A 20,508-nucleotide genomic window follows, 5' to 3' on the forward strand; every position below is an offset into this window, starting at 1 on the left:
GGCCAGGCTCAGCCCGTCGCGCAGGCGTGCCCGGGGCCAGCGAGGCCCAGGCAGTGCTCGATCTGGGCGCATAGGGCGTGGCCGATGAAGATGTGGGCCTCCTGAATGCGACCCGTGTCCTCGTGTGGCACGGTGATGCACTGGTCGCAGAAGCTGGGCATGTAGCCACCGTCCCGTCCGCTCAGCCCGACGGTGAGCAGGCCGCCGGCCCGCGCCACTGCCAGCGCGCGCAGCACACTGCGCGACTTGCCGGAGGTCGAGATGCCGATGGCGCAGTCTCCTGGGCAGCCCATGGCGGCGACCTGTCGGGCGAAGACTTCGTCGTAGCCATAGTCGTTGGCCACGCAGGTCAGCACCGAGCTGTCGGTGGTCAGGGCCAGTGCCGCCAGTGGCCGTCGCTCGCGCTGAAAGCGGCCGCTGAGCTCGGCTGCAAGGTGTTGGCAGTCAGCGGCCGAGCCGCCGTTGCCGAAGAACAGCAGCTTGTGGCCTGATCTCAGCACGGCACTGAGCTGTTGGCCGACCTGGCTCACCAGAACCTGCTGCCTGTGCAGGTTCAGGAAGAGGTCCTGGTGGGCCTGCAGCAGGCGGGTGAAAAGCTCGCCCAGGTTGTCCAGTTGCCCTTGGCCGGGCAGGCAGGGCGCGTCATTCATGTCCAGCCTTCCTCGAACAGTCCCATCTCCGCGAGGCTCAGGCGGGCGGTGCCGAACTTGCCGACCACAATGCCTGCGGCGCGGTGGGCCGCGCGCACGGCCTGTTCCAGCGTCCTGCCTCGCACCAGGAAGCAGGTGAGGGCGGCCAGGGCGGTGTCACCAGCGCCGCTGACGTCGTAGACCTCGCGCGCCTCGGCGGGCACATGCAGGCTGTGCCAGCCACGGGAATACAGCGTCATGCCCTCGGCACCGCGCGTGACCAGCAGGTGCTCCAGCTCCAGCCGGGCCATGAGGCTTTGCAGCTTGCGGAGAAGCTCCTCCTCATCGGCCCAGTCTCCAAGCGCCGCCTGCAGTTCGGCCAGATTGGGCTTGAGCAGCCAGGCCCCGCGGTAGGCCTCGAGCTCGGGGTTCTTGGGGTCGACCAGGGTGCGGCAGCCGGCCTGACGCGCGTCCGCCAGCAACTGCGCGCTTTCACTGAGCGTGCCCTTGCCGTAGTCCGACAGCAGCAGGTAGCGGTACTGAGGCAGCAGGGGGCTCACCAGGGACATCAGTGCCTCCGCCACCTCGGCTGGCAAGGGCTGCTCGATGTCCATGCGCAGCAGCTGCTGGCGCTGGCTCACCATGCGTATCTTCTGCGTCGCTGGGAACAGATGGCTGCGCACCCAGTGTCTCTCGATGTTGGGATGGTCCAGCAGCCGCTCCAGACACAGGCCTGCGGCATCCTCGCCCACGGAGCCGGCCAGGCTGCAGGGGCAGCCCAGGCTGGCCAGGTTCAGGGCGACGTTGGAGACACCCCCCGCACGCGGTGAACGCCGCTGCATGCGCAGCACGGGTACCGGTGCCTCGGGCGAGATGCGCTGCACGGCGCCTTCGAGATAGACGTCCCGCATGCAATCGCCCACAACCAGCACCTCGGGCCGGCTCATCGGGCACTCTCCGGCGGGCGCGCGGCTTCGCCGCCACGGATGCGCCGCAGCAGGGCGGTGGTGGAATGGCCCGCTGCATAGGACTCGATCTCGACCCGCCCTCCCCAGCGCGCCACCTGCCGGGCTTCGGGCAGGCGGTCTCGCCGGTAGTCTCCGCCCTTGACGTAGACCTCGGGCCGCAAGGCCTCCAGCAGTGCTGCAGGCCCGGTCTCGTCGAACCAGCTGACCCAGTCCACACAGCCCAGGGCCGCCATCAGCCGCACTCGCTGCGCCAGCGGCAGCACGGGCCGCTGGCCCGGCTTGCCCAGCCGGCGCGTCGATGAGTCGGTATTGAGCGCCACCAGCAGCCCGGCACCATGCCGGCGGGCGCGTTCCAGGCAGCCCACATGCCCGACATGCAGGAGATCGAAGACACCGTTGGTGAATACCAGCGGTCGCGGCAGGCAGTGGGCCATGGCTATCAAGGCGGCCGGCGCCAGGCATTTGCTCGAGCTGTCCCAGACGTGCTGCACGATGCAAGGTCTCCGAGTTGGACGAATGATGGGCCCGGGCACAAGGCGTGCCCGCCACAGGAGGGCCGCAGCATCGCCCTGTAGACCGCCGCGCGGCCATGCAGGTCAGCCTGCCCCGCGGACTTGCGGCAAGGATTTCTGCGGCAGCGCGCCGGCTGCCCTGGGCTCACCGGCCTCAAGACATGGAGGTCTCTGCGCCTTGCTGCAACGGCACGGACGAGATCAGGCGCAGCACATGCGCCGGATCGACCGGCTTGGTCAGGTGGTGGTCGAAGCCGGCGGCGATGGCCTCGCGGCGGTCGGCCTCCTGCCCCCAGCCAGTGATGGCGATCAAGACTGGCCGCTCTCCGGCGGGCAGGGCGCGGATGGCGCGCGCCACCTCCTTGCCGTCCTGCAGCGGCATGCCGATGTCCAGCAGGCAGACGTCGGCTGGATCCGCGCGAAAGGCAGCTACGGCCTGCTCGCCGTCATAGGCGCAGCTGACGCGATGGCCATGCATCTGCAGAAGGGCGGAGAGGCTCTGCGCGGCCTCCTGGTTGTCGTCGGCAATCAACACATGCACGGGCAGGGTGGGCAGGGGCGAGGTCGGGGCGGCGGCCGGCTCACGTGGGGCCGGCTGGCTCACGTGCAGCAGCGGGATGCGCACCGTGAAGCAGCTGCCGAGGCCCGGACCCGCGCTGTCGGCGCTGATGCTGCCTCCATGCAGGGCGACGAGGCCACGCGCCAGCGCCAGGCCTATGCCCAGGCCGCCGCCGGGCTTGCCCTCGTCGCCGCTGCTCAGCCGGGTGTACATGTGGAAGACATCGCCCAGCGACTCTGGCGGCATGCCCATGCCGTTGTCACTGACCTCGATGCACAGCTCGCCCTTGCCCGCTTGCGCGCGCAACCGGATCTCGCCTCCGGGCTCGGTGTACTTGGCTGCATTGCCGAGCAGGTTGGCGACCACCTGGGAGAGGCGCAGCGCGTCGGCATCAAAGCGCAAGGGCTGCCGTGGCAGCTCCACCACCAGGTGGTGCCGCTTGGCGTCGACGAGGGGGCGCACCGCCTCGACGGCGTTGTTGACGATGCTGCTCAGCTCTGCGCGATCCAGGCGCAGGAGCAGGGCTCCGCGAGAGATGCGCGAGATGTCCAGCAGGTCGTCCAGCAGCAGGGCCATGTGACGCACTTGCCGGTCGATCAGCTCATTGCCCCAGCGCTTCTGGTCCTCGGTGGCTTCCGTGGCGCTGGACAGATGGGCCGCCTGGCGGATGGGCGCGAGCAGGTTGCGCAGTTCGTGGGCCAGGGTGGCGATGAACTCGTCCTTGCGACGGTCCGCGTCGCGCAGCTGGCGCTCGTGGCGCATGCGGTCGCTGACGTTGGCCGCCCAGACAGCCAGGGAGGGCCCGATGGGGGAGGCGATGCAATGAAAGGAAAGCTCCGCATCGCGGCTGCCCGGAGGGGCCGGTATCGCGAAGTCGAACTGGCAGGTCTCCTGGCGCAGCAGGGCATGCTTGCAATGCGCGAACAGATCCGGCCTGCGCTGCCAGACGTCAGGCAGGATGGCCTGCACCGGCTGGCCCAGCAGCTGGTCGCGGCTGCCCTGCAGCACGCGGGTGGCTGCCGTGTTGAGGTAGTCCAGGCGGAAGTCCGCCAACTGCCCGCCTGTGCCACGCACCGGGCTCAGCACGCCGAAGGGGACGGCCGAGGCATCCAGCACGGCCTCGAAGCGCAGCTCCGAAGCCTGTAGTGCGGCACGGCTGCGCGAGCGTTCCATGAAGAGCACGGCCTTGTTGGCGCACATGTCCATGGCGGCACGCTCGCGGGCGCTGGGCAGCCGGCTCTCCTGCAGAAAGACGCTCATGGCGCCCATCAGCTCGCCGCGGTCGTTAACCAGAGGCAAGGCATGGGCGGCCTGGAGCTGCCGGCCGGCCATCAGGTCCTGGATGGACTGACAGCGAGGGTCGTGCTGCATGTCCTGCACCATGACGCGGGTGCGATCCTTCATGGCCATGCTGCAGATGCCGCCCGCGCCGACGAGGCGGTCCAGTTCCGCAGCGGGGATGTCGCAAAAGCCGATCTGGGCTGCGGTGCGAGGCTGGCCCTCGTCCAGCACGCTGATGAGGCCGCTGCCGCTGCGATGGATCTCCAGTGCCGTGGCCAGCACCTGCTGCAGCTGCTCTTCCAGGGTGCCGGGCGCCAGCAGCTGGCTGCTGAGTTCGTGCAGGCGGCGCAGGTCATGCAGCTGCTCGTCCAGTGCTGCCTTGGCATCCTGCAGGTCGACCTCGGCGCGCTTGCGGGCACTGATGTCGATGCCTGCGCCCTGGATGCGGGCATGCCGGGTCTCGACATCGATGCTCACCTGGCCACACAGCAGGATCCAGTAAGGCAGGCCATCGGCATCCGTGAGCCCGATCTCGTGCTGGAAGAATCGTTGCGGGCCGCTGGCCAGGCTCTCCAACAACGCCCCCAGCCGACCCATGGAGGCCGCGGGCAGCAGGCCCAGCCAGCTGTCCAGCCCCTGGGGCGTCGGCGACCAGGGCAGCTGCAGGATCTCCGCGAAGCGCGGTGATGTCACGACGCTGCGCTGCTGCAGATCCAGCTCGAAAAGGCCCAGGCCGGCCTTGTCCACGATCTGGCGCTGCCGATGCTCGGCGGTCTCTGCCCTGAGCAGGGATTGCCGCAAGCGCCGCAGCTGGCGCGACACCAGCAGCACCAGCGCCAAGCCCAGCACAGCAACGGCCAGCAGTTCGGGGCCGGCAGGCGTGGCCAGCCAGGACAGCGCCAGACCGCTGAAGAGGAAGGTGAAGCTCGGCAGCGTGCCGTACTGGACGCAAAAGAGCATGGCCAAGGGCAGGAGAGCCCAGATGGCTGATGGAGAGGAGATGGACTGCTGGACGAAGGCCTGCTGGCAGAGGGCGGCAAGTAGGGCCATCACCAGCGCGATGGCGTGCGCCTGCCAGCGCCTCGGGCTCCCTGCTGTTGGCATGGGTATCTGCCCCTATGGGTACTCGATCGGCTGTCCAGGCCTGGTGCCGCCTGCAGATTCGCCGGTGGACCTGCGCCTGGCGCGTTATTGAAGCACATCGAAGAATCTGTGTGTACGCATTCAACGCCTCAGCACCCCATGCTGCCTGGCCTTGCCTCGACCGCCGATGCGCGCGTCGTCAGGCTTGCTGACGATCTCCGCGGAATATCGCCTGGCCGAGCTGCCATCCGCGCGGCAGGCTCCAGCTCACGGCCGCGCAGCGAAGTGGGCAGTGGGCAGTGGGAATCGTGCATCTGAAGGTGGGGGCGGGCCTTGAGCACGCTGATCAGACGGCTTCAGCGGCTCTGGCCGCGGCAGAGAGCGCTCAGGGCAGGATAGTCCGGCGTCGACGGTGCGTGCGCTGGACGCAGCACACGCTCACAAGACCGATGGTGAGCAGACCGAGCCAATCCATGCAGCGACTCGTGCGACTGCAGGATCCCCGGAGCTGACGGGGCCCAAGGCCCGAGAAGCGCGATGAATACATGGATCTCTCCATTAGCGTGCGGTGCGCATGGCGGGCAATGGGCGTTCCTGCGACAGGCCAAGGGTCATGTCACAAGCTGATGCAACTGGTCATTGTGGCTGTGGACATTTCATGCAGTGGCGTTGCAAGATGCATGCAGTCCTCCTGCGTCGCCTCGCACAGGGCAGGGACCCCATGAACGGGACTTAGAAGGGAGATGGCGTGGCACATGCGCTGATCGTTGATGACGATGGCGATTCGGTCGAATCGCTGCAGGCACTGATCGCGGCTGAACAGTTCACGGTATCCGTCGCCAGCAGCCTCAGGGACGCACGGCGGCACATCGCCCTCCAGCAGCCCGACCTCATCCTGCTGGATCTGGAACTGCCGGACGGCAATGGCATGGAGCTTTTCACCGATCCGCAGCTGGTGGCCAACTCCGAAGTGGTGCTGATTACCGGCCATGCCTCTCTGGAAACCTCCATCCAGGCGCTGCGCCTTGGGGCGGCGGACTATCTGGTCAAGCCCATCAATCTGCGGCATCTGCAAGGCGTGCTGTCTCGCGTGACGCGGCCAGCCGTGTTGCAGGCCGAGGTGGCCGATCTCAACGCACACCTGGCCGAGGACGGCAATTTCGGGCACCTGTGGGGGCGCGCGCCCGCCATGCTGCCGGTCTATGAACAGATCTCGCGGGTGGCGGGCACGGGCGTGTCGGTCTTCATCCTCGGCGAGAGTGGCACGGGCAAGGAATTGGTCGCCCAGACGGTCCATGACCTCAGCCGCCGCCGCAAGAAGCCCTTTCTTGCTGTCAATTGCGGCGCCATCTCGCCCAATCTCATCGAGAGCGAGATTTTTGGCCATGAGAAGGGCGCGTTCACTGGGGCTGACCATCAGCACCAGGGTTTCTTCGAGCGCGCCAGTGGCGGCACGCTCTTCCTGGATGAACTGACGGAAATGCCGCTGGAGTTGCAGGTCAAGCTGCTGCGCGTGCTGGAGACCGGTCGCTACATGCGCGTGGGATCCACACAGACGCTGGAAGCCGACGTGCGTGTGATCGCGGCCTCCAACAGGCCGCTGATTCAGGCCGTCGAGGCCGGCAAGCTGCGCGAGGATCTGCTGTACCGGCTCAACGTCTTCCCCATCGAACTGCCGCCGCTGCGGGACCGGCTCAGCGACGTTCCCCTTCTGGCCAGCCACTTTCTGCGTGCCATTGCTGCCAAGGAGGGGCAGTTCAAGCAGTTCAGCACTGCGGCCATGGACCGCCTGTGCCGCTACCGCTGGCCCGGCAATGTCCGCGAGCTGCGCAACGCCGTGCAGCGCGCCTACGTGATGGCCAGCGGCGAGCTCATCACCGAGCAGTGGCTGCCGGCGCCGGACTTGCCGCCAGCGCCCGACAAGTCCCAGGACATGCTGGCCTGCCTGACGGTGCAGGAGCCCCCGCCACCGCTGCAGGGTGCCCTGGCCGCGTTCTCGGCTTCTCGGGCTGGCGACGGTGCGGTGGCCGGAGTGTCCAGCGTGCAGGCTGCTTATGGAAGCTTGGGCAATCCGGGCAAGGCTGGCGGCGCAGGGGGGCAGGGCGGCCCGGGCACGCTGGGCAGCTCAGGCGCCACAGGCCTGCTGGCGCCGATCCCCTCTTTGCCGGGAGCACCTGCCGCCGCGCCGGATGTGCTGCTGGTGCCGATCGGCTGTTCCATGGCCGAGATCGAACGGCGCTTCATCCTGGCCACCCTGGCCCACTACAAGCAGCACAAGGAGCGCACGGCGGCCGTGCTGGGCATCAGCCTGAAGACGCTCTACAACCGTTTGAAGGAATACGCTGCCACCGAGGCGGATTGCCCCGAAGGCCGCTCCTGAGGCACGCAGCGCTGCGCCGCTTCGGCAGGGTTCAGCAGTGTGGCGTAGCGGCGCATCATCATGTCGGTCACCCGGCTCCAGTCCAGCGTGCGGGCTCGGGCCAGCGCGCGATCCAGGCGCGGCGCTTCGTGCTCGTTCAGGGCTTGGCGCATGGCGTCTGCCCAGTCGGCTGGGCAGGCGCTGTCCACCGCCAGGGCTACGTCTGCCCCCAGCTCGCCCAGGCCGGCCCGGCTGCTCAGCACCACGGGCGTCCGGCAGGCCATGGCCTCCAGCGCGGCCAGGCCGAAGGTTTCCTGGTCGCCGGCATGCACGAAGGCGTCGCAACTGGCCATCATCCGCGCCAGGCTGGCCGGGTCTGACACCGGCGGCAGCACCCGCAGCTGCGAGCCGCGCGGAGTGCAGGGGCCTGCGCCCACGCATAGCAACACGTGGCCCGGCCCCAGAGCGCGCACCGCGCGGGCCAGCAGCGGCAGCCGCTTTTCCGGGGCGAAGCGCCCGCAGTACAGCAGCAGTCGGGTGGCGGGCGGCAATCCCAGCGCCTGCTTCAGCCAGCGCGCCCATCCGCCCTTGCGAGCCGCGGGCCTGAAGATGCCGCAGTCCACGCCCAGCGGCTGGTACTGCACCTGGTCCAGGCCGTAGTGGCGCAGCTGGTGCTCCAGCGAACGGCTGGGCGCCAGCACCAGGTCAAACCCCCCGTACAGACGGACGAGGTAGCGCTGGGCACGCTCCCGTGCCCACTGCCCGGCCCAGCGCCCGCCCAGCTGACTCGCCCAGCGCTCCAGCAGGGCAGGGAGGTGGCTGTGGCAGAAGGCCACGGCCGGCACGCCCAGGCGCTGTGAGGCTTCCAGGCTGGCCCAGCCCAGCACATAGGGGTCGGCCGCCTCGATCAGATCCGGGCGGGCCTGGGTGATCAGCGAAACGGCACGGGCGCGATCCACGACGAAGCGGTAGCCGCCCGAGCGCGGCAGGCTGATGCCGCCGCAGGGAATGAGGCCGAGCCCTTCGCCCTCGGGCACCAGCAGGCTGTGCTGCCAGCCGGCTGCCAACAGGTGCTGGCGCTTGGCGCTGAGTACGCGGCGCACCCCGCCCGTCGGGTGCGTGCTCCAGAACATCGCGGCGTCCAGCACATGAGGTGCTCGAGGTGCGTCGGGTTCCATGTCTATCCTTTTTGAAGAGCCGAAGACGAAGATGCGCTCGGCTGCTGCATGGCAGCGCGTCAGCAAGCCCTGTGCCCGGCACGCCAACGGCCTGAGGCCTTCATGGCGCGCTCCGCTGCTGTTCCGCTCGCGGTGGGCCTGATGACGCTGCGCTGGGCCCTCAGCAACAGCCCGGGCCTATGTCCCGACGGCTCGCCCGGGCGCTGTCGCTATCGCCCGCCGGATGGCCGCGTGCCGAGGTCGCTGCCAGTACTGGCCAGGATCCTTGCGCTGGCCATTCCACCGGCCTGCCAGTCCATGTCTGGATGTGCGCCCATCCCCAGGGGGGGCTGCAGGCCACCGGCCGGGATCGGCGGGGCTGCAAGCAGACCTCCATCACACGGGTCTGGTGTCAGCAGCGCAGCGAGCACAAGCCCGGCCCACTGCTGGACTTCGAATGGGGCCTGCCGTGCCTGCGTTCTCGCTGCAGGCGCCGCGCCGACAGGGACTCAGTCAGGTTGAAACGCGCTTGCCAGCTCTGCTGCAGGCGGGTCCTTCCGACGCAGCAGCAGGGCTTCCAGCTCGGACCACTGCCTCACGCGGTGCTCGGGCGCCCGCAGCGGGCTCATGCGCCACACCGTTTCGCCGCCGCTGTCGAAGAGCAGGCTGCGGCAGCCCGCGCGGTGGCCCGCCTCCACATCATCCAGGGTGTCGCCAACCATCCAGGACCGCGTCAGGTCCAGCTTCAGCATCGTGGCGGCCTGCAGCAGCAGGCCCGCGGCGGGTTTGCGGCAATGGCAGGCGGGGTTGCCGATGACATCGGGCAGGTGCGGGCACATCAGCACGCCGTCGAGCTCTACGCCGTGGGACTCGCGCAGGTGCTGACACAGCGCCTGCTCCAGCCTGTCGAAGGACTCCCGCGTGAACAGGCCGCGGCCGACGCCGCTCTGGTTGGTGACCACCACCAGCGCGAACCCCGCGGCCGAGAGCCTGGCCAGCGTCGCCCCGGCCCCGGGCATGAAGCGCAGCAGGGTGGGGTCGACGTTGTAGTGCACGTTCTCGATCAGCGTTCCATCCTTGTCGAGGAACAGGGCGGGCGACCAGGGGCGTCTGCACTGTCGTGCCCCCAAGGCCGGCTGGTGCGAGTTCAGGGCCACGATGTCTCGCGTTCGGGCAGCACGGTGAGCTCGGCGATGCTGATGCCTCGGGGCTGTTCGAGTACATAGCGGATGGCTCGCGCCACATGCGCCGGGTCCTGCAGACGCTCGACGTCAAGATCGGGGAAGCGCTCCAGCAGAAAGGGCGTGCGCATGCCGCCGGCAACGATGGCGCAGACGCGGATGCCCCGCCCCCGCAATTCCGCATGCAGGGCATGGGACAGACCGAGCAGCCCCCATTTGCTGGCGTGGTAAGCGCTGGCATTGGGCCAGGCTCGCTTGGAGGCCGTGGAGGCGATGTTGACGATGTGCCCTCCGCCCGCCTGCCTTGCCATGCAGTCCGCAGCGTACTTGCTGAGCACGAAGGGGCCAGACAGATTGGTATGCAGGATGCGCAGCCAGTCGTTCACCGCGAGCTCGGCCAGCGGCGCGGTGACGTCGGTGGCCGCATTGTTGACCAGCGCATCCAGGCGGCCGAAGCGCTGTTCGATGCGGCCGATCGCCAGCCGACATCGCTCAGGGTCGCTCACGTCCAGAGGCATGGATGTCGCCTCAATGTCGGCGGCAGCCAGGGAGGCCGCCTGCTCATCGGCCTGGCGCGGGTCCAGATCTGCGAGGACCATGCGGCGCCCAGGCCGCGTCCTCCGCCGGTGACCAGCACGACACGGCCTTTCAGTGACAGGGGCGGCAGTGCGCTTGCGTTGTCGGTGCTGGCAGCGGGGAAGAGGTCCTGGTGCTGTGAGACGGCCTGGTTCATGGCTTGAGATCCTGGGGGCGGTGCTGGGGGGCGGAGGGGAGGGAACTGCGCAAGAGCTCCTGCGTATCCATGAGCGCTCCTACCGGCCCACGAGCACGCTGCGTGCCACCCGCTCGCTTCCCCTCTTGGCAAGGCTTGCGGCAGGATTTCCCGAGGGCTGGCGCGTGGCTGGCATCCCTGGATACCGCCACACCTGCCAACAGACCTGCTACCGCGTCTGCCGCCACACCTGCCGCCCCCCACGCACGCACTCGCGCCAGACCCCATCCCGCGCGGCGCAGGGAATGCCGCTTGCCAAGAAGGCGGCAGCAACCTTCGATCAAGCGATCCGGTCAAAGCCGCTGCACGAAGGTCTGAAGGCCGCTCGGACATGGGCGAGGACCTGTGGCGCGGCCCTTGCCGAGGGGAACTGCCTGGCACCGCAGCGCCGTCCTGCCTGACAAGCGGAGACTGGCGGGGAGGCATGTGGATGTTGCGCGGGGGCAGGGCATCGTCTTCCGGATTTCCGGCAGGCCTGCCGTCTCCATCTTCTGCTGACAACTGAAAGGAACGCACGATGGGCATGAATCAAACGCACGATGGCGCGGGCGGCGCCAGGGCTGAGGGCAGCACGGGAGGGGCACACGCGGCCACGGCTTCCGGCGCCCCCGACATGATCAACCGCGCTGCGGACGGCGCCCATGTGACGATCGATCGCCTGGCCCATCAGGCAGCGCCTGTGGTTCAGAAGCTTCAGGAACAGCTGGACGAGGCTGGGGAGCGCTTGCATGAGCGGGCGGACCAGGTGGGGGCGCTGGGCCGCCAATGGCGTGAGGGCCTGCGCAGCAGCGTGCGGGAGCATCCGTTGACCACCATCGTCGCGGCCCTGGCCCTTGGCGCGCTGATTGCACGGCTGTCGCGGTGAGGGAGCCTCCTGTGCCGCCGGCCAGCGATCCTGGGCCCTCGCGAGACAGCGCCCACGATGAAGGTCCGCCTTCGGGCTGGCTGGGCGGCGTTCAGACCCTGGTGCTGAGCTTCGTAGGACTGCTGGGCGACGGTCTGGAGTTGCTTTCCCTGGAACTCCAGCGCGGCCTTCGCTTGTTGGAGCGCTTCTTGTGGCTGCTGCTGCTGGGCGTCGCTGCTCTTTTCACCGCCTGGCTGTTCTTCTGGATTGGCCTTGCCGTGGTTCTGACAGACGCCGGCATGATGTGGCCCTTGGCCTGTGCCGTCGTGGTCCTGGGCAATGCGGGCGTGCTGGCCATGTGCCTGTCGCAGGCACGTCTGCTGCGTCCTTTGTTCTCCCTGCCGGCCCTGAGGCGGCAGATGGGGATGACGGCCTCGGGCGATGAGGGCCGGCAAGCGGGGGAGGCCGGGCCTGCTTCGCCAGGACGGACGGGGCCGACGGGCCCGGGCGAGGACCTGCCATGAGCACACATCCGGCGTCGACTTCCCCGGGTACGCCATCGCCAGTGCCCGCATTGGAGCAGCAGATCCGCGCGGTCGAACTGCGCATGCAGCAGAGGCGAGGTGCGCTGCAGGCGTCCTGGAGCGAGGTCGAACAGAAAGTCGGTCAGGTGCTTGCGCCGCGTGTCTGGCTGTGGCCCCTGGGGCTGGGCGCAGTAGGCGGCTGCTTGCTGGGTCTGCTGTTGCGGCGAGGCGAGCAGAGGCATGCTGGCGGTGGCGATCCGTGCGCGTCTCAAGGCCCGCAGGGCCATGCCCGCCCCCTGACCGGCAAGGCATGGGCAGGCGCACAGGCTTTGCTGGGGCCCTGGTTGCGCAGCCTCCTGACACCGCTGATGCACCAATGGGTGCGGCCGGCCGTTCTGGAAGCAGGTGAGGCCGTGCTCCTGGCCTTGCTGGCTGGCCGGCTCAAGAAACAGGCTGCCCGAAAGCCGCCCTCAGCGGCCACCGCCGAGCAGGCGCCGCCTGTCCCTGCCCAGCCCACGCGCGCTCAGGCGCCTGACTGAGTGCAGCGGCAGGCCAGGGCCTGCCGCTGCCTTGCCATGGGGCGCCGAATCAGAGGGGCGGAGGGGCAGAGGGTCAAGTCTTGCCAAGCCATGAACACAGCATGAACTCACTGCCTCCCTTGCCCGACTGGAGGTCGGTCTTCGATTTTTCCCTGCATCCCTTGGAGCTGATGCTGCGTGGCAGCGTCATGTACTGGCTGCTGTTCCTGATGTTCCGCTTCGTGCTGAGGCGCGATGCCGGTTCCATAGGTCTGGCGGATGTGTTGCTGCTGGTGCTGATTGCCGATGCCTCGCAGAACGCCATGGCCGGCGAGTACCGGTCGCTGGGGGACGGGGTGGTGCTGGTGGCCACCATTGCGGTCTGGAACTGGGTCATCGACTGGGCCGGCTACCGCAACGCATGGCTACAGCGCTTTCTGCAGGCACCGTCCACGCTGCTGGTGCGCGACGGCAGAGTGTTGCAGGTCAATCTGCGGCGCGAACTGATCACGCGGGACGAGCTGATGAGTGCCTTGCACCGTGAGGGACTCACCCAGCTGGAACAGGTGGCGCGAGCATGGATGGAGAGCGACGGCTCCATCACCGTCGTCCCTCGCGACTGAGGCGCGTTCGCAGACACGGCCGCACCACCCGGCCGCACCACCCAGCCGCGCCACCCAGCCGCGCCACCCGGAGCAGCACCCACGCACTCAAGCCTTGTGTTCGCTGGCGCGGGCCTCGTCACGCAGGCGCCGAATCTGCTCGTGGTTGCGTTGCACGCCGTTCATCTGCCTTTGCACCACCAGCAGCGTGTCTGCCGGCAGGTCTTGCTGCAAGGCCTTGCGATAGCGTGCCAAGGCGGCGTCCTCGCCGCGCTCGCACTCCTCCAGCATGGCCACGTCGCTGTAGCCGGCCAGCGTGCCCTTGACGCTTACCCAGCCGCGATGCATTGCGCCGGTGACGCTGCCCTCATCCTCCGCCTTGCCGCCGTACTGGCGCACCAGCTGCTGGAGCTCCAGTGCGGCCTCGCGGCACTCCAGGGCTCGTGTCGCAAGGATCTGCCGCACGTTGGCACTGCGCACGTGCTCGGCGCTGGCGGTGAAACCATGTTCACCGTCCTTGCAGGTTTCGATCAGGGTATTGAGCGTGTCGACGACATCGTCCTTGTCCATGGCTGCGCCTCCGATAGTTGGATCACGGCGCCGACGGATGCCGGCGCTCGCAGCAGGGCAGCAGCAAGCCTTGTTCCCGCCTCTGCCGGCGGCCACTCCAGGGGCGTCTCAATCCTGGGCGGTCGCCTGAGCCGCGATGGCACGGCGCAGGGCGTCCAGGAGCTGGGCAGGGGAGCAAGGCTTGCGCAGCACGACCAGCGTGGGATCATCGGCGACGGATTCGCTGTAGCCGCTGATCAGCACAGCTGGCAGTTCCGGCCGCAGTGCGCGCAAGGCCTTGACCAGCGTGAGGCCGTCCATGCGGCCGGGCATCATCACGTCGGACAGCACCACGTCGATGCCTGCACCGGTGCCGAAGCGTCGCAGAGCCTCGTCTGCGTCATAGACGCACAGCACCTGGCAGGAGAATGAGCGCAGCAGAGTGGCCGTGACGCGGCTGAGTTCCTCGTTGTCCTCGACCAGCATCACCCGCACGCCCGCCAGGCTGCTGGCGGCACCGGACTCCGCCCCTGCGTCCGCTGACGCGCGCGTCTGGCTCGCCGGCAGCAGCAGGCTGACCAGCGTGCCGCTGCCGGGTGGGCAATGGATCCGTGCCGTGCCCCCGGCCTGCACACAGAAGCCAAGTACCTGGCTCAGGCCCAGCCCAGTGGCGCGGCCTACCGGCTTGCTGGTGAAAAAGGGTTCGAAGACACGAGGCAGGATGTCGGGCGGGATGCCCGGTCCGTTGTCGGCCACTTCAATCACCACATAGTCGCCGGGTGCCAGCCCAGCCAGCTCGTCCTTGCGCGCATTGCGCAGATTGAACTGAACGCGCCCGCTGCCGTTCAGGGCGTCACGCGCATTCAGCGCGATATTGATGAGGGCCAGCTCCAGCTCGGCCGGATCCGCCGTCACCATTCGCACACCGCTTTGGAGGTCCATGGACAGCTCGACGCGCTTGCCCAGCACGGTGCCGAGCAGGCCGCGCAGGTCGTCGAGCGAGCTGGCGAGGTCCAGCGACTGCGGATGGACGGCCTGCTGCCCGGCAAAGCGCAGCAGATGCTGGGTCAGGCGGCTACCCACCTCGACCGAGCGGCGGATGGCGCCCAGCGGTACCTGCAGGGCCTCTGTATGCACATGGCGCTGGATCAGGTGGGCGCTGTTGCTGATCACGCCCAGCAGGTTGTTGAAGTCATGGGCCACGCCGCCGGTCAGGCGCCCGAGGGCGGCAATGCGCTGGCTGCGTGAGCTGATCTGCTCGGTCTCGCGCGTGCGTTCCACGGCTTCGTTGACCCGCTGCTCCAGCTCAACGCGGGAGCGGCGCATGGCCTCACTGGCATTGACCAGGGCGCGCGAGACATAGTCCCACTCCTCGATGCCTGTGGGCTGCTGCCGAAGGGGACTCCCCGTCTGCAGGGACTGCGCCATGGAGGTCAGGTCGTCCAGCGGCCGGGAAATGCGCCGACTCAGCCACAGTGCGCCCGCCAGGCCCATGGCCAGCAGCACCAGCGCGCCCAGCAGCACGGGCAGCAGCGTCTGCAGATGGCCGCCGGCCAGTCGCTCGCGCGGGGCGGCGATGAGAAAGCTCCAGCCTTGGGAGGAGGTGCTGAAGTAGGCCAGCACCGACTGCCCGCTGGGGTTCAGGCCCTGGAAAAGCGCCTCGTCGTGCGCCTGCATCAGGGCGTTCAACTCAGGCCAGGCTGCGGGCTCGATGAGGGCCGGGCCACCGGCCGAGCGGGCCACCACGCGGCCCCGGCCATCCAGCACGGCTGCGGTCCAGTCTTGCGGCAGGTCTTGCCGGTTGATCATGCGCTGCAGCTCCTGCGGCAGGATGGTGACCTCGAGATTCGCCAGCACCTGCCCGCGGCGCTCCACCGGCTGCACCAGCGATGCATGCGGCGGGGTCCCGTCCTGCCCGGACTCCAGCGAGCCCACCATGGGGCGGTTGGCAAGAGGGGGCACCGACGGGGAGCGAGGGCGCCTGGTGGACACCGCATCCTCGCCGAGCGCCGGAGGAAGGCGGGTGCTGAACAGTACTTCGTCGGACGTGCTCAGCATCACCCAGCCATTCAGGCCCTGCATGGCCCGTCGCGCCTGGGTCTCCAGCAGCTGCAGCTGCACGGGCTCGATGTCCGGCAACTGGTCCAGGGTCCGGGCCAGGGCCAGTACCCGCGCGATGGCGGCACGCTGGGCCAGCTCGCGATCCACCACCATGGACAAGGCGCGGGCATCGTCCCGTAGATGACGCAGCAGACGGTCTTCATCGGCCCGCCAGGCCGCCCACAGGGCTGCCAGGGCACCTGGCAGCACCACGGCCAACACCAGTAGAACCAGCCGTGTGCGTACCGACATGGACACCAGGGGCGCATGCCTACGCACCTTGCCCGCCCAGTGACGCACGCGCTGCCAGCCCGTGGGCGCAGGAGTACCTACCGAGTGCTCCACTTCATTGCGTTCCAGCATGGGTCGACATCCAACACGGCAGGCGCAGCCCCAATTCAGCCCGGGACTTTGGGCGCTGGTCGAGCGTTTGCAAGCAAGCTGCGAAGGTTTGCACAAGGCCGGCTGCTGGCTGACAGATACAGGGCAATGACGCGCAGTTTACGGTTGCGGCGACAAATGCAGCGTAGGCTGATCAACAGGGGCACGGCAATCAGGGCGCCTGCCAATCCCCACAGCCAGGCCCAAAGCAGGACAGACAGGAATACCGACAGCGGATTGATGGCCAGGCGGCTGCCTATCAGCCAGGGACTGATCAGGTTGCTCTCGACGGCATGGATGGACAGGAAGGCCAGCGCGGGGAGCAGCAGCCGGGCCCCCTGCGCATCGGTCATGGCGCTCGCCAGGACCAGGGCTCCGGCAGTGACCCAGGGGCCGATGTAGGGAATGAAATTGAGCAGTGCTGCCGCCACGCCCCACAAGCCTGGATTGGGCAGGCTCAGGGTGCTCATAGCCACTGCCGTGGCCGCACCGACGCCCAGATTGATCAGGCTGAGGGTCAGCACATAGCGTGAGAGGTCGCGTTGCAGCGAACGCAATCCGCCCAGCACAAGCGCCCGAAGGAGGGGGCGTGGAGGCAAGGCCTCAAGGCAGCGCGAGAGCAGCCAATGCTCGGAAGCGAGGATGAAATAGAGCAGGAGCACGGTCGACGCCGCTGACAAGGCGAAGCGTGCGCCTTCCGTGAGGAGCGATCCGGTCAGGGCGACGCCTTCGCTGGCCAGCTTGGCCTTGACGGACTCGGCCGCTTCCTGCGCGCCGGCAGACCGGCTGTGCGCGTTGCCGATACGCAGGCCGGGCAGCTCTGCGCGCCAGCGGTCGATGCGTGACAAGACGGTGCCCAGCGTCCGGGGGGCGCGATCCCACCACTGGGCCGCGGGCTCGGCCAGCAAAGCGGCGAGCGTGCCACCTGTACCCAGCAGAGCAAGCACCAGCAAGGCCGCACCCAGGGTCTCGGGGATGCCGCGCCGACGCAGGAAGCGCACTGAAGGCGTCAGCACAAAGGCCAGCATCAGTGCGATCACGACCGGCACCAGCAAGGGCCGGGCTTCCCGCAGCAGGAAGAGCAGAACGATCAAGAACAGGCCCTGCATCGCCCATGCGTTGCGCATGACGATCCAGGACCTCAGTCGTTCGCGGGGCACCCGTGGATCCTGCTGCGGGCCGGCGCGGGCTTACTTCTGGGGTTGGCTGATGACGATGTTGTTGCGCACGCTCTTCACGTCCGGCACACCAGCGGCGATGGAGCCGGCGCGGTCCTTCTCCGCCTGACTGGTGGCAAAGCCAGCGAGCTGGACGGTGCCCTTGAGCGTCTCGACATTGATACGCATGGCAGCGACCGTGGGGTCTTCCGCCATGCGTGCCTTGACACGGGTGGTGATGGTGGCGTCGTCCACATACTGGCCGACGGAGCTTTGGCCGCTGGTGACAGCGCAACCCTGCAACCCTGCAAAGGAAAGGGCCACAGCCGCGGCAAAGAGGACAGGCTTCATGTGCTTGCTCCGAAGTGACGGGGTATGCGGGCGGTGCCCGCTGCCAAGCAGGGCAATCGGCGCTCCGGCCCTCGCAGGCCGGGCGAGCGGGCCAACGCGGAGTTCCGGACAAATTGCAGCAAGACTTGCCGAGACTGAGCCGGCCACGCGGACGCCGGGCGGTATGCGCGCGCCCGGCGTCCGGTTTGGTGTTTTGTACGGTTGCTTACAAGGTGCTTCCGGGCCGCGCTGTCGCGCTGCTCCCCGTGATTTGTCAGTGACTTGGCGAAAGTGATGGCCAGCAATGCGGCCTCCCGGCGGTCATGGGGGGGCGATGCTCCCCCTGTGTCGGCACGCAAGTTGCGAGTCCCTGAGAAAGGCAGGACGCAGGGACATCAGCAAGGGCGCGGCGGCGCGCCCGCTGGGCCACGGCGCCGCTTCATTCATTCATTCGACGGGAGCAGGCAATTGATCTTTACCGAACTTCGAACCACGCAGCGCCAGACCCAGGCCCTGTCGCCGCGTCTGCAGCACGCGGTGCGGCTCCTGCAGATGTCGTCGCTGGACTTCAGCGCCATGGTGCACGACATGCTGGGGCGCAACCCTTTCCTCGAGCAGGCGGAGGCCGCCGATGGCCTGGAGGAAGGCGACCCGCCCGCAGGCCCGCAGCCGGAGATGGATGGCAGGGCGCAAGACGTGGTGGATGCTGCCGACACGCCGCTGTCATCCGAGGCAACGATGCCGGATGACCGGGAGATCTGGAATGCCGAGGGTGGTGCCAGCGCCGGGCGCGCGGAGGACGGCGAATTCAGCGCCCTGGAACTGACGCCAGTGCCCTGCAGCCTCCATCAGCATCTGCGCAGCCAGCTGAACGTGCTCAAGCTGCCCGAGCGGGATCATGTGCTGGCCTGCATCGTGGCCGAGTCGGTCGACGAGGATGGCTATCTGCGCACGCCACTCGAGGAGCTGGCACCCTTGAGCGGCCTGGAGCCTCCTGCGGACATGGACGAGATGCAGATCGCGTTGAAGCGCGTGCAGGCCTTGGATCCACTGGGTGTGGGCGCGCGCAGCGTGGCTGAAAGCCTGTGGCTGCAGCTGCCCGCCATCAGCTGCGAGCAGACCCGCCAACTGGCCGAGTGCATTGTGCGGGACCACATCGAGCTGCTGGCTGCGCGCGACATGCAGACGCTGGCCGAACGGTTGGGCGTCACACCGGCCGAGGCGGAGGCTGTCTGTTTGCGCCTGCGGCGGCTGGATCCGCGACCGGGATGGCGCTTCAGCAGCTCCCAGGCGGCCTACATCGTCCCCGATGTGCTGACGAGCAAGGTGGGCGGCCAGTGGCGCGTGCAGCTCAATCCGGCCGTGATCCCCAAGGTGCGCATGAACCAGATCTATGCCGAACTGTTCCAGCGCCACCGCCGGCAGGGCGACGGCGAGATGGCCAGCCATCTCCAGGAGGCTCGCTGGACCTTGCGCAACATCGACCAGCGCTTTGCCACCATCCTCGACGTGGCGGCGGCCATCGTGCGGCGCCAGCGTCATTTCCTGGAATTCGGCGCCATGGCCATGAAGCCCTTGGGACTCAAGGAGATCGCTGACGAGGTGGGCATCCATGAGTCCACCGTTTCGCGGGTCACGAACAACAAGTTCATCGCCACGCCCAGTGGCGTCTACGAGCTGAAGTACTTTTTTTCTCGTGCCATCGTCAGCAGCAACGGTAGCGCCTGCTCAGGCACCGCCATTCGGGGCCTGATCAAGGACATCATCGATGCGGAGAACCCGGCGTCCCCGCTGTCCGATGCGGACATCACCCGGCTTCTGGCCCGCCAGGGCCTGGTCGTGGCGCGGCGCACGGTGACCAAGTACCGGCAGATGCTGAAGATCGATGCGGTGGAGCGGCGGCGGCAGCATGCCTGAGGGGCGGCTCCTGGCGAGGCCATGAGGCTCATGGGTCATATGGGTCTTATGGGTCTTATGGGTCTTATGGGTCTTATGGGGCGGGCGGCGCTCAGGGCTTGCGCCGTCCGTAGGCAGGCTGGGGGGTGTCCACCAACTCCCTGCGTTTCTGCGCATCGATCCCCGGGCTGCTGCGCAGGTCGGTATCGACCAGACCCTGCGCGAGATCGGCAGCCGCCTGACCCATGAGTTCCCGCTGCCGCTCGCCGGCCGTGCCGCTGCCCGACTGGCCGGTGGAGGCGGCGCCGGTGGATTCGTCGCGCTCATGCGGCAAGGTGAGGTCTTTGTCCTTGTGCGGCAGCGAGGAGCCCGGCGCCACGGGACCGTGGTGCCGCATATCGATGGCTTTGCCGCTGGCCTTGCCGGACTTGTGCGCTGGGCCAGACCCGATGGGGCCCCGGTCGGGATGGGAGTGGCTTGGCTTCATGAGGGCTCCTCGGTGGTGGGATGTGGTGGCGGGCATGCCGCCCTGGCCTGCAGCAAGCCCTGCGCCCAGGGCACACGGTTTGCTCAAGAGGGGCGCGGCGATGGCGCCGTGCAGTGAGGAGATCGACATGCAAGTTCCCAAATTGCTCCAGCCGCGCGAGCCGCCCGGCCCACGCGCTTCCTGCGATGGCGACGAGGAAGATCACCGTGCAAGGGGGGAAGGCCGGCGACCCCCGTCTCGCCGGGACGAGCAGCGCTTGCTGGACGTTCCTCCTCCATTCCCCGCTGACGCACGTCGGCATCACCCAAGCAAGGAGCGTAAGCAATGAACCTGTCCCCTCTGCCACGTAGAACCAAGGCCGCGCTCCTGTGCGCGGCGGCACTGCTGTGCCTGTCCGCCTGCGAGCGACGCAACGATGTACCGACCCCGGAGACTCGCACGACGGAGCCCGACACCCCGGCCTCGGCCCCGCTGCCGCCAGCATCTTCAGCGAGTTCCGTGCCTTGAGTGGGGGCCGGGTGGCAAAAGGGGCGACCTTGGTCGCCCCTTCGCATTGACTGCCGCTGGCGGCTTCTTCTGGCTGCGTTTATGGCTGTTGCATCTGGCTGCTGCATCTGAC

General features: G+C 68.2%; 18 protein-coding genes. 6 read left to right on the plus strand and 12 right to left on the minus strand.

Annotated elements, in window-relative coordinates; genetic code table 11:
* Positions 1-8: 8 nt before the first annotated feature.
* The 4 genes from ACS5PK_RS01330 to ACS5PK_RS01345 all read right to left on the minus strand — a co-directional run bounded on the left by ACS5PK_RS01330 (position 9) and on the right by ACS5PK_RS01345 (position 5,053).
* The gene (locus ACS5PK_RS01330; protein WP_439438472.1) at positions 9-650 is read right to left on the minus strand and encodes a D-sedoheptulose-7-phosphate isomerase; all 642 of its coding nucleotides are present in this window, start codon (positions 648-650) and stop codon (positions 9-11) included.
* A complete protein-coding gene (locus tag ACS5PK_RS01335; protein ID WP_439438473.1) occupies positions 647-1,576 on the minus strand; it encodes a bifunctional heptose 7-phosphate kinase/heptose 1-phosphate adenyltransferase in 930 nt (309 codons plus the stop codon). Before ACS5PK_RS01335 ends, ACS5PK_RS01330 begins: the two co-directional genes overlap by 4 nt.
* Positions 1,573-2,031 carry an adenylyltransferase/cytidyltransferase family protein gene (locus ACS5PK_RS01340; protein WP_439438474.1) on the minus strand — a complete coding sequence of 153 codons (459 nt, stop codon included), beginning with the start codon at positions 2,029-2,031 and terminating at the stop codon, positions 1,573-1,575. Before ACS5PK_RS01340 ends, ACS5PK_RS01335 begins: the two co-directional genes overlap by 4 nt.
* Positions 2,032-2,263: 232 nt before the next feature.
* Positions 2,264-5,053, minus strand: a complete 2,790-nt coding sequence (locus tag ACS5PK_RS01345) for an ATP-binding protein (protein ID WP_439438475.1) — start codon at positions 5,051-5,053, stop codon at positions 2,264-2,266.
* A gap of 727 nt (positions 5,054-5,780) precedes the next feature.
* Between ACS5PK_RS01345 and ACS5PK_RS01350 the strand changes: the two genes are divergently transcribed.
* Positions 5,781-7,412: a sigma-54-dependent transcriptional regulator gene (locus tag ACS5PK_RS01350; RefSeq protein ID WP_439438476.1), complete on the plus strand. Its 1,632-nt coding sequence runs from the start codon at positions 5,781-5,783 to the stop codon at positions 7,410-7,412.
* Here the strand turns inward: ACS5PK_RS01350 and ACS5PK_RS01355 are convergent.
* From ACS5PK_RS01355 to ACS5PK_RS01365, 3 genes are all read right to left on the minus strand, one after another.
* Positions 7,352-8,569, minus strand: a complete 1,218-nt coding sequence (locus ACS5PK_RS01355; protein WP_439438477.1) for a glycosyltransferase — start codon at positions 8,567-8,569, stop codon at positions 7,352-7,354. The genes ACS5PK_RS01350 and ACS5PK_RS01355 overlap by 61 nt on opposite strands.
* Positions 8,570-9,057: 488 nt before the next feature.
* Complete coding sequence (locus ACS5PK_RS01360) at positions 9,058-9,705, minus strand: D-glycero-alpha-D-manno-heptose-1,7-bisphosphate 7-phosphatase (RefSeq protein WP_439438478.1); 648 nt, start codon at positions 9,703-9,705, stop codon at positions 9,058-9,060.
* The gene (locus ACS5PK_RS01365) at positions 9,696-10,328 is read right to left on the minus strand and encodes an SDR family oxidoreductase (protein ID WP_439438479.1); all 633 of its coding nucleotides are present in this window, start codon (positions 10,326-10,328) and stop codon (positions 9,696-9,698) included. The genes ACS5PK_RS01360 and ACS5PK_RS01365 overlap by 10 nt, the downstream gene beginning before the upstream one ends.
* Before the next feature lie 696 nt (positions 10,329-11,024).
* Here ACS5PK_RS01365 and ACS5PK_RS01370 point away from each other — a divergent pair.
* The 4 genes from ACS5PK_RS01370 to ACS5PK_RS01385 all read left to right on the plus strand — a co-directional run bounded on the left by ACS5PK_RS01370 (position 11,025) and on the right by ACS5PK_RS01385 (position 13,010).
* Entirely contained in the window at positions 11,025-11,366 is a 342-nt protein-coding gene (locus ACS5PK_RS01370) for a DUF883 family protein (protein WP_439438480.1), read from the plus strand.
* A complete protein-coding gene (locus ACS5PK_RS01375) occupies positions 11,363-11,869 on the plus strand; it encodes a hypothetical protein (protein WP_439438481.1) in 507 nt (168 codons plus the stop codon). The genes ACS5PK_RS01370 and ACS5PK_RS01375 overlap by 4 nt, the downstream gene beginning before the upstream one ends.
* Positions 11,866-12,408, plus strand: coding sequence for a hypothetical protein (locus tag ACS5PK_RS01380; RefSeq protein ID WP_439438482.1), 543 nt, complete (start codon positions 11,866-11,868; stop codon positions 12,406-12,408). Before ACS5PK_RS01375 ends, ACS5PK_RS01380 begins: the two co-directional genes overlap by 4 nt.
* Before the next feature lie 101 nt (positions 12,409-12,509).
* Positions 12,510-13,010 (plus strand): DUF421 domain-containing protein, encoded by a 501-nt coding sequence (locus ACS5PK_RS01385; protein WP_439438483.1) that lies wholly within the window; start codon positions 12,510-12,512, stop codon positions 13,008-13,010.
* Between the two features lie 87 nt (positions 13,011-13,097).
* Here ACS5PK_RS01385 and ACS5PK_RS01390 read toward each other — a convergent pair whose 3' ends face one another.
* The 4 genes from ACS5PK_RS01390 to ACS5PK_RS01405 all read right to left on the minus strand — a co-directional run bounded on the left by ACS5PK_RS01390 (position 13,098) and on the right by ACS5PK_RS01405 (position 17,527).
* Positions 13,098-13,559, minus strand: coding sequence for a ferritin-like domain-containing protein (locus tag ACS5PK_RS01390; protein ID WP_439438484.1), 462 nt, complete (start codon positions 13,557-13,559; stop codon positions 13,098-13,100).
* A 108-nt stretch (positions 13,560-13,667) separates the two neighbouring features.
* Entirely contained in the window at positions 13,668-16,001 is a 2,334-nt protein-coding gene (locus ACS5PK_RS01395; RefSeq protein ID WP_439438485.1) for an ATP-binding protein, read from the minus strand.
* Positions 16,002-16,036: 35 nt separating this feature from the next.
* On the minus strand, positions 16,037-17,146 hold the full coding sequence (locus ACS5PK_RS01400) for an AI-2E family transporter (RefSeq protein WP_439438486.1): 1,110 nt from the start codon (positions 17,144-17,146) through the stop codon (positions 16,037-16,039).
* 63 nt (positions 17,147-17,209) lie between these two features.
* Entirely contained in the window at positions 17,210-17,527 is a 318-nt protein-coding gene (locus ACS5PK_RS01405) for a BON domain-containing protein (protein ID WP_439438487.1), read from the minus strand.
* A gap of 447 nt (positions 17,528-17,974) precedes the next feature.
* Here ACS5PK_RS01405 and rpoN point away from each other — a divergent pair, with 447 nt between their 5' ends.
* Complete coding sequence (rpoN, locus tag ACS5PK_RS01410) at positions 17,975-19,423, plus strand: RNA polymerase factor sigma-54 (protein WP_439438488.1); 1,449 nt, start codon at positions 17,975-17,977, stop codon at positions 19,421-19,423.
* A 91-nt stretch (positions 19,424-19,514) separates the two neighbouring features.
* Here rpoN and ACS5PK_RS01415 read toward each other — a convergent pair whose 3' ends face one another.
* On the minus strand, positions 19,515-19,889 hold the full coding sequence (locus tag ACS5PK_RS01415) for a hypothetical protein (protein ID WP_439438489.1): 375 nt from the start codon (positions 19,887-19,889) through the stop codon (positions 19,515-19,517).
* Positions 19,890-20,508 lie beyond the last annotated feature (619 nt).

Source organism: Roseateles sp. DB2 (assembly GCF_051857535.1).
Taxonomy (GTDB): Bacteria; Pseudomonadota; Gammaproteobacteria; order Burkholderiales; family Burkholderiaceae_C; genus Roseateles_B.

Bases quoted from the DNA above. Each gene is read 5' to 3' on its own strand.
- ACS5PK_RS01415 (WP_439438489.1), bottom strand. From the start codon at position 19,889: ATGAAGCCAAGCCACTCCCATCCCGACCGGGGCCCCATCGGGTCTGGC.
- ACS5PK_RS01330 (WP_439438472.1), bottom strand. From the start codon at position 650: ATGAATGACGCGCCCTGCCTGCCCGGCCAAGGGCAACTGGACAACCTG.
- ACS5PK_RS01370 (WP_439438480.1), top strand. From the start codon at position 11,025: ATGAATCAAACGCACGATGGCGCGGGCGGCGCCAGGGCTGAGGGCAGC.
- ACS5PK_RS01385 (WP_439438483.1), top strand. From the start codon at position 12,510: ATGAACTCACTGCCTCCCTTGCCCGACTGGAGGTCGGTCTTCGATTTT.
- ACS5PK_RS01355 (WP_439438477.1), bottom strand. From the start codon at position 8,569: ATGGAACCCGACGCACCTCGAGCACCTCATGTGCTGGACGCCGCGATG.
- ACS5PK_RS01340 (WP_439438474.1), bottom strand. From the start codon at position 2,031: ATGGCCCACTGCCTGCCGCGACCGCTGGTATTCACCAACGGTGTCTTC.
- ACS5PK_RS01380 (WP_439438482.1), top strand. From the start codon at position 11,866: ATGAGCACACATCCGGCGTCGACTTCCCCGGGTACGCCATCGCCAGTG.
- ACS5PK_RS01345 (WP_439438475.1), bottom strand. From the start codon at position 5,053: ATGCCAACAGCAGGGAGCCCGAGGCGCTGGCAGGCGCACGCCATCGCG.
- ACS5PK_RS01335 (WP_439438473.1), bottom strand. From the start codon at position 1,576: ATGAGCCGGCCCGAGGTGCTGGTTGTGGGCGATTGCATGCGGGACGTC.
- ACS5PK_RS01390 (WP_439438484.1), bottom strand. From the start codon at position 13,559: ATGGACAAGGACGATGTCGTCGACACGCTCAATACCCTGATCGAAACC.
- ACS5PK_RS01395 (WP_439438485.1), bottom strand. From the start codon at position 16,001: ATGCTGGAACGCAATGAAGTGGAGCACTCGGTAGGTACTCCTGCGCCC.
- ACS5PK_RS01405 (WP_439438487.1), bottom strand. From the start codon at position 17,527: ATGAAGCCTGTCCTCTTTGCCGCGGCTGTGGCCCTTTCCTTTGCAGGG.
- ACS5PK_RS01400 (WP_439438486.1), bottom strand. From the start codon at position 17,146: ATGCGCAACGCATGGGCGATGCAGGGCCTGTTCTTGATCGTTCTGCTC.
- ACS5PK_RS01365 (WP_439438479.1), bottom strand. From the start codon at position 10,328: ATGGTCCTCGCAGATCTGGACCCGCGCCAGGCCGATGAGCAGGCGGCC.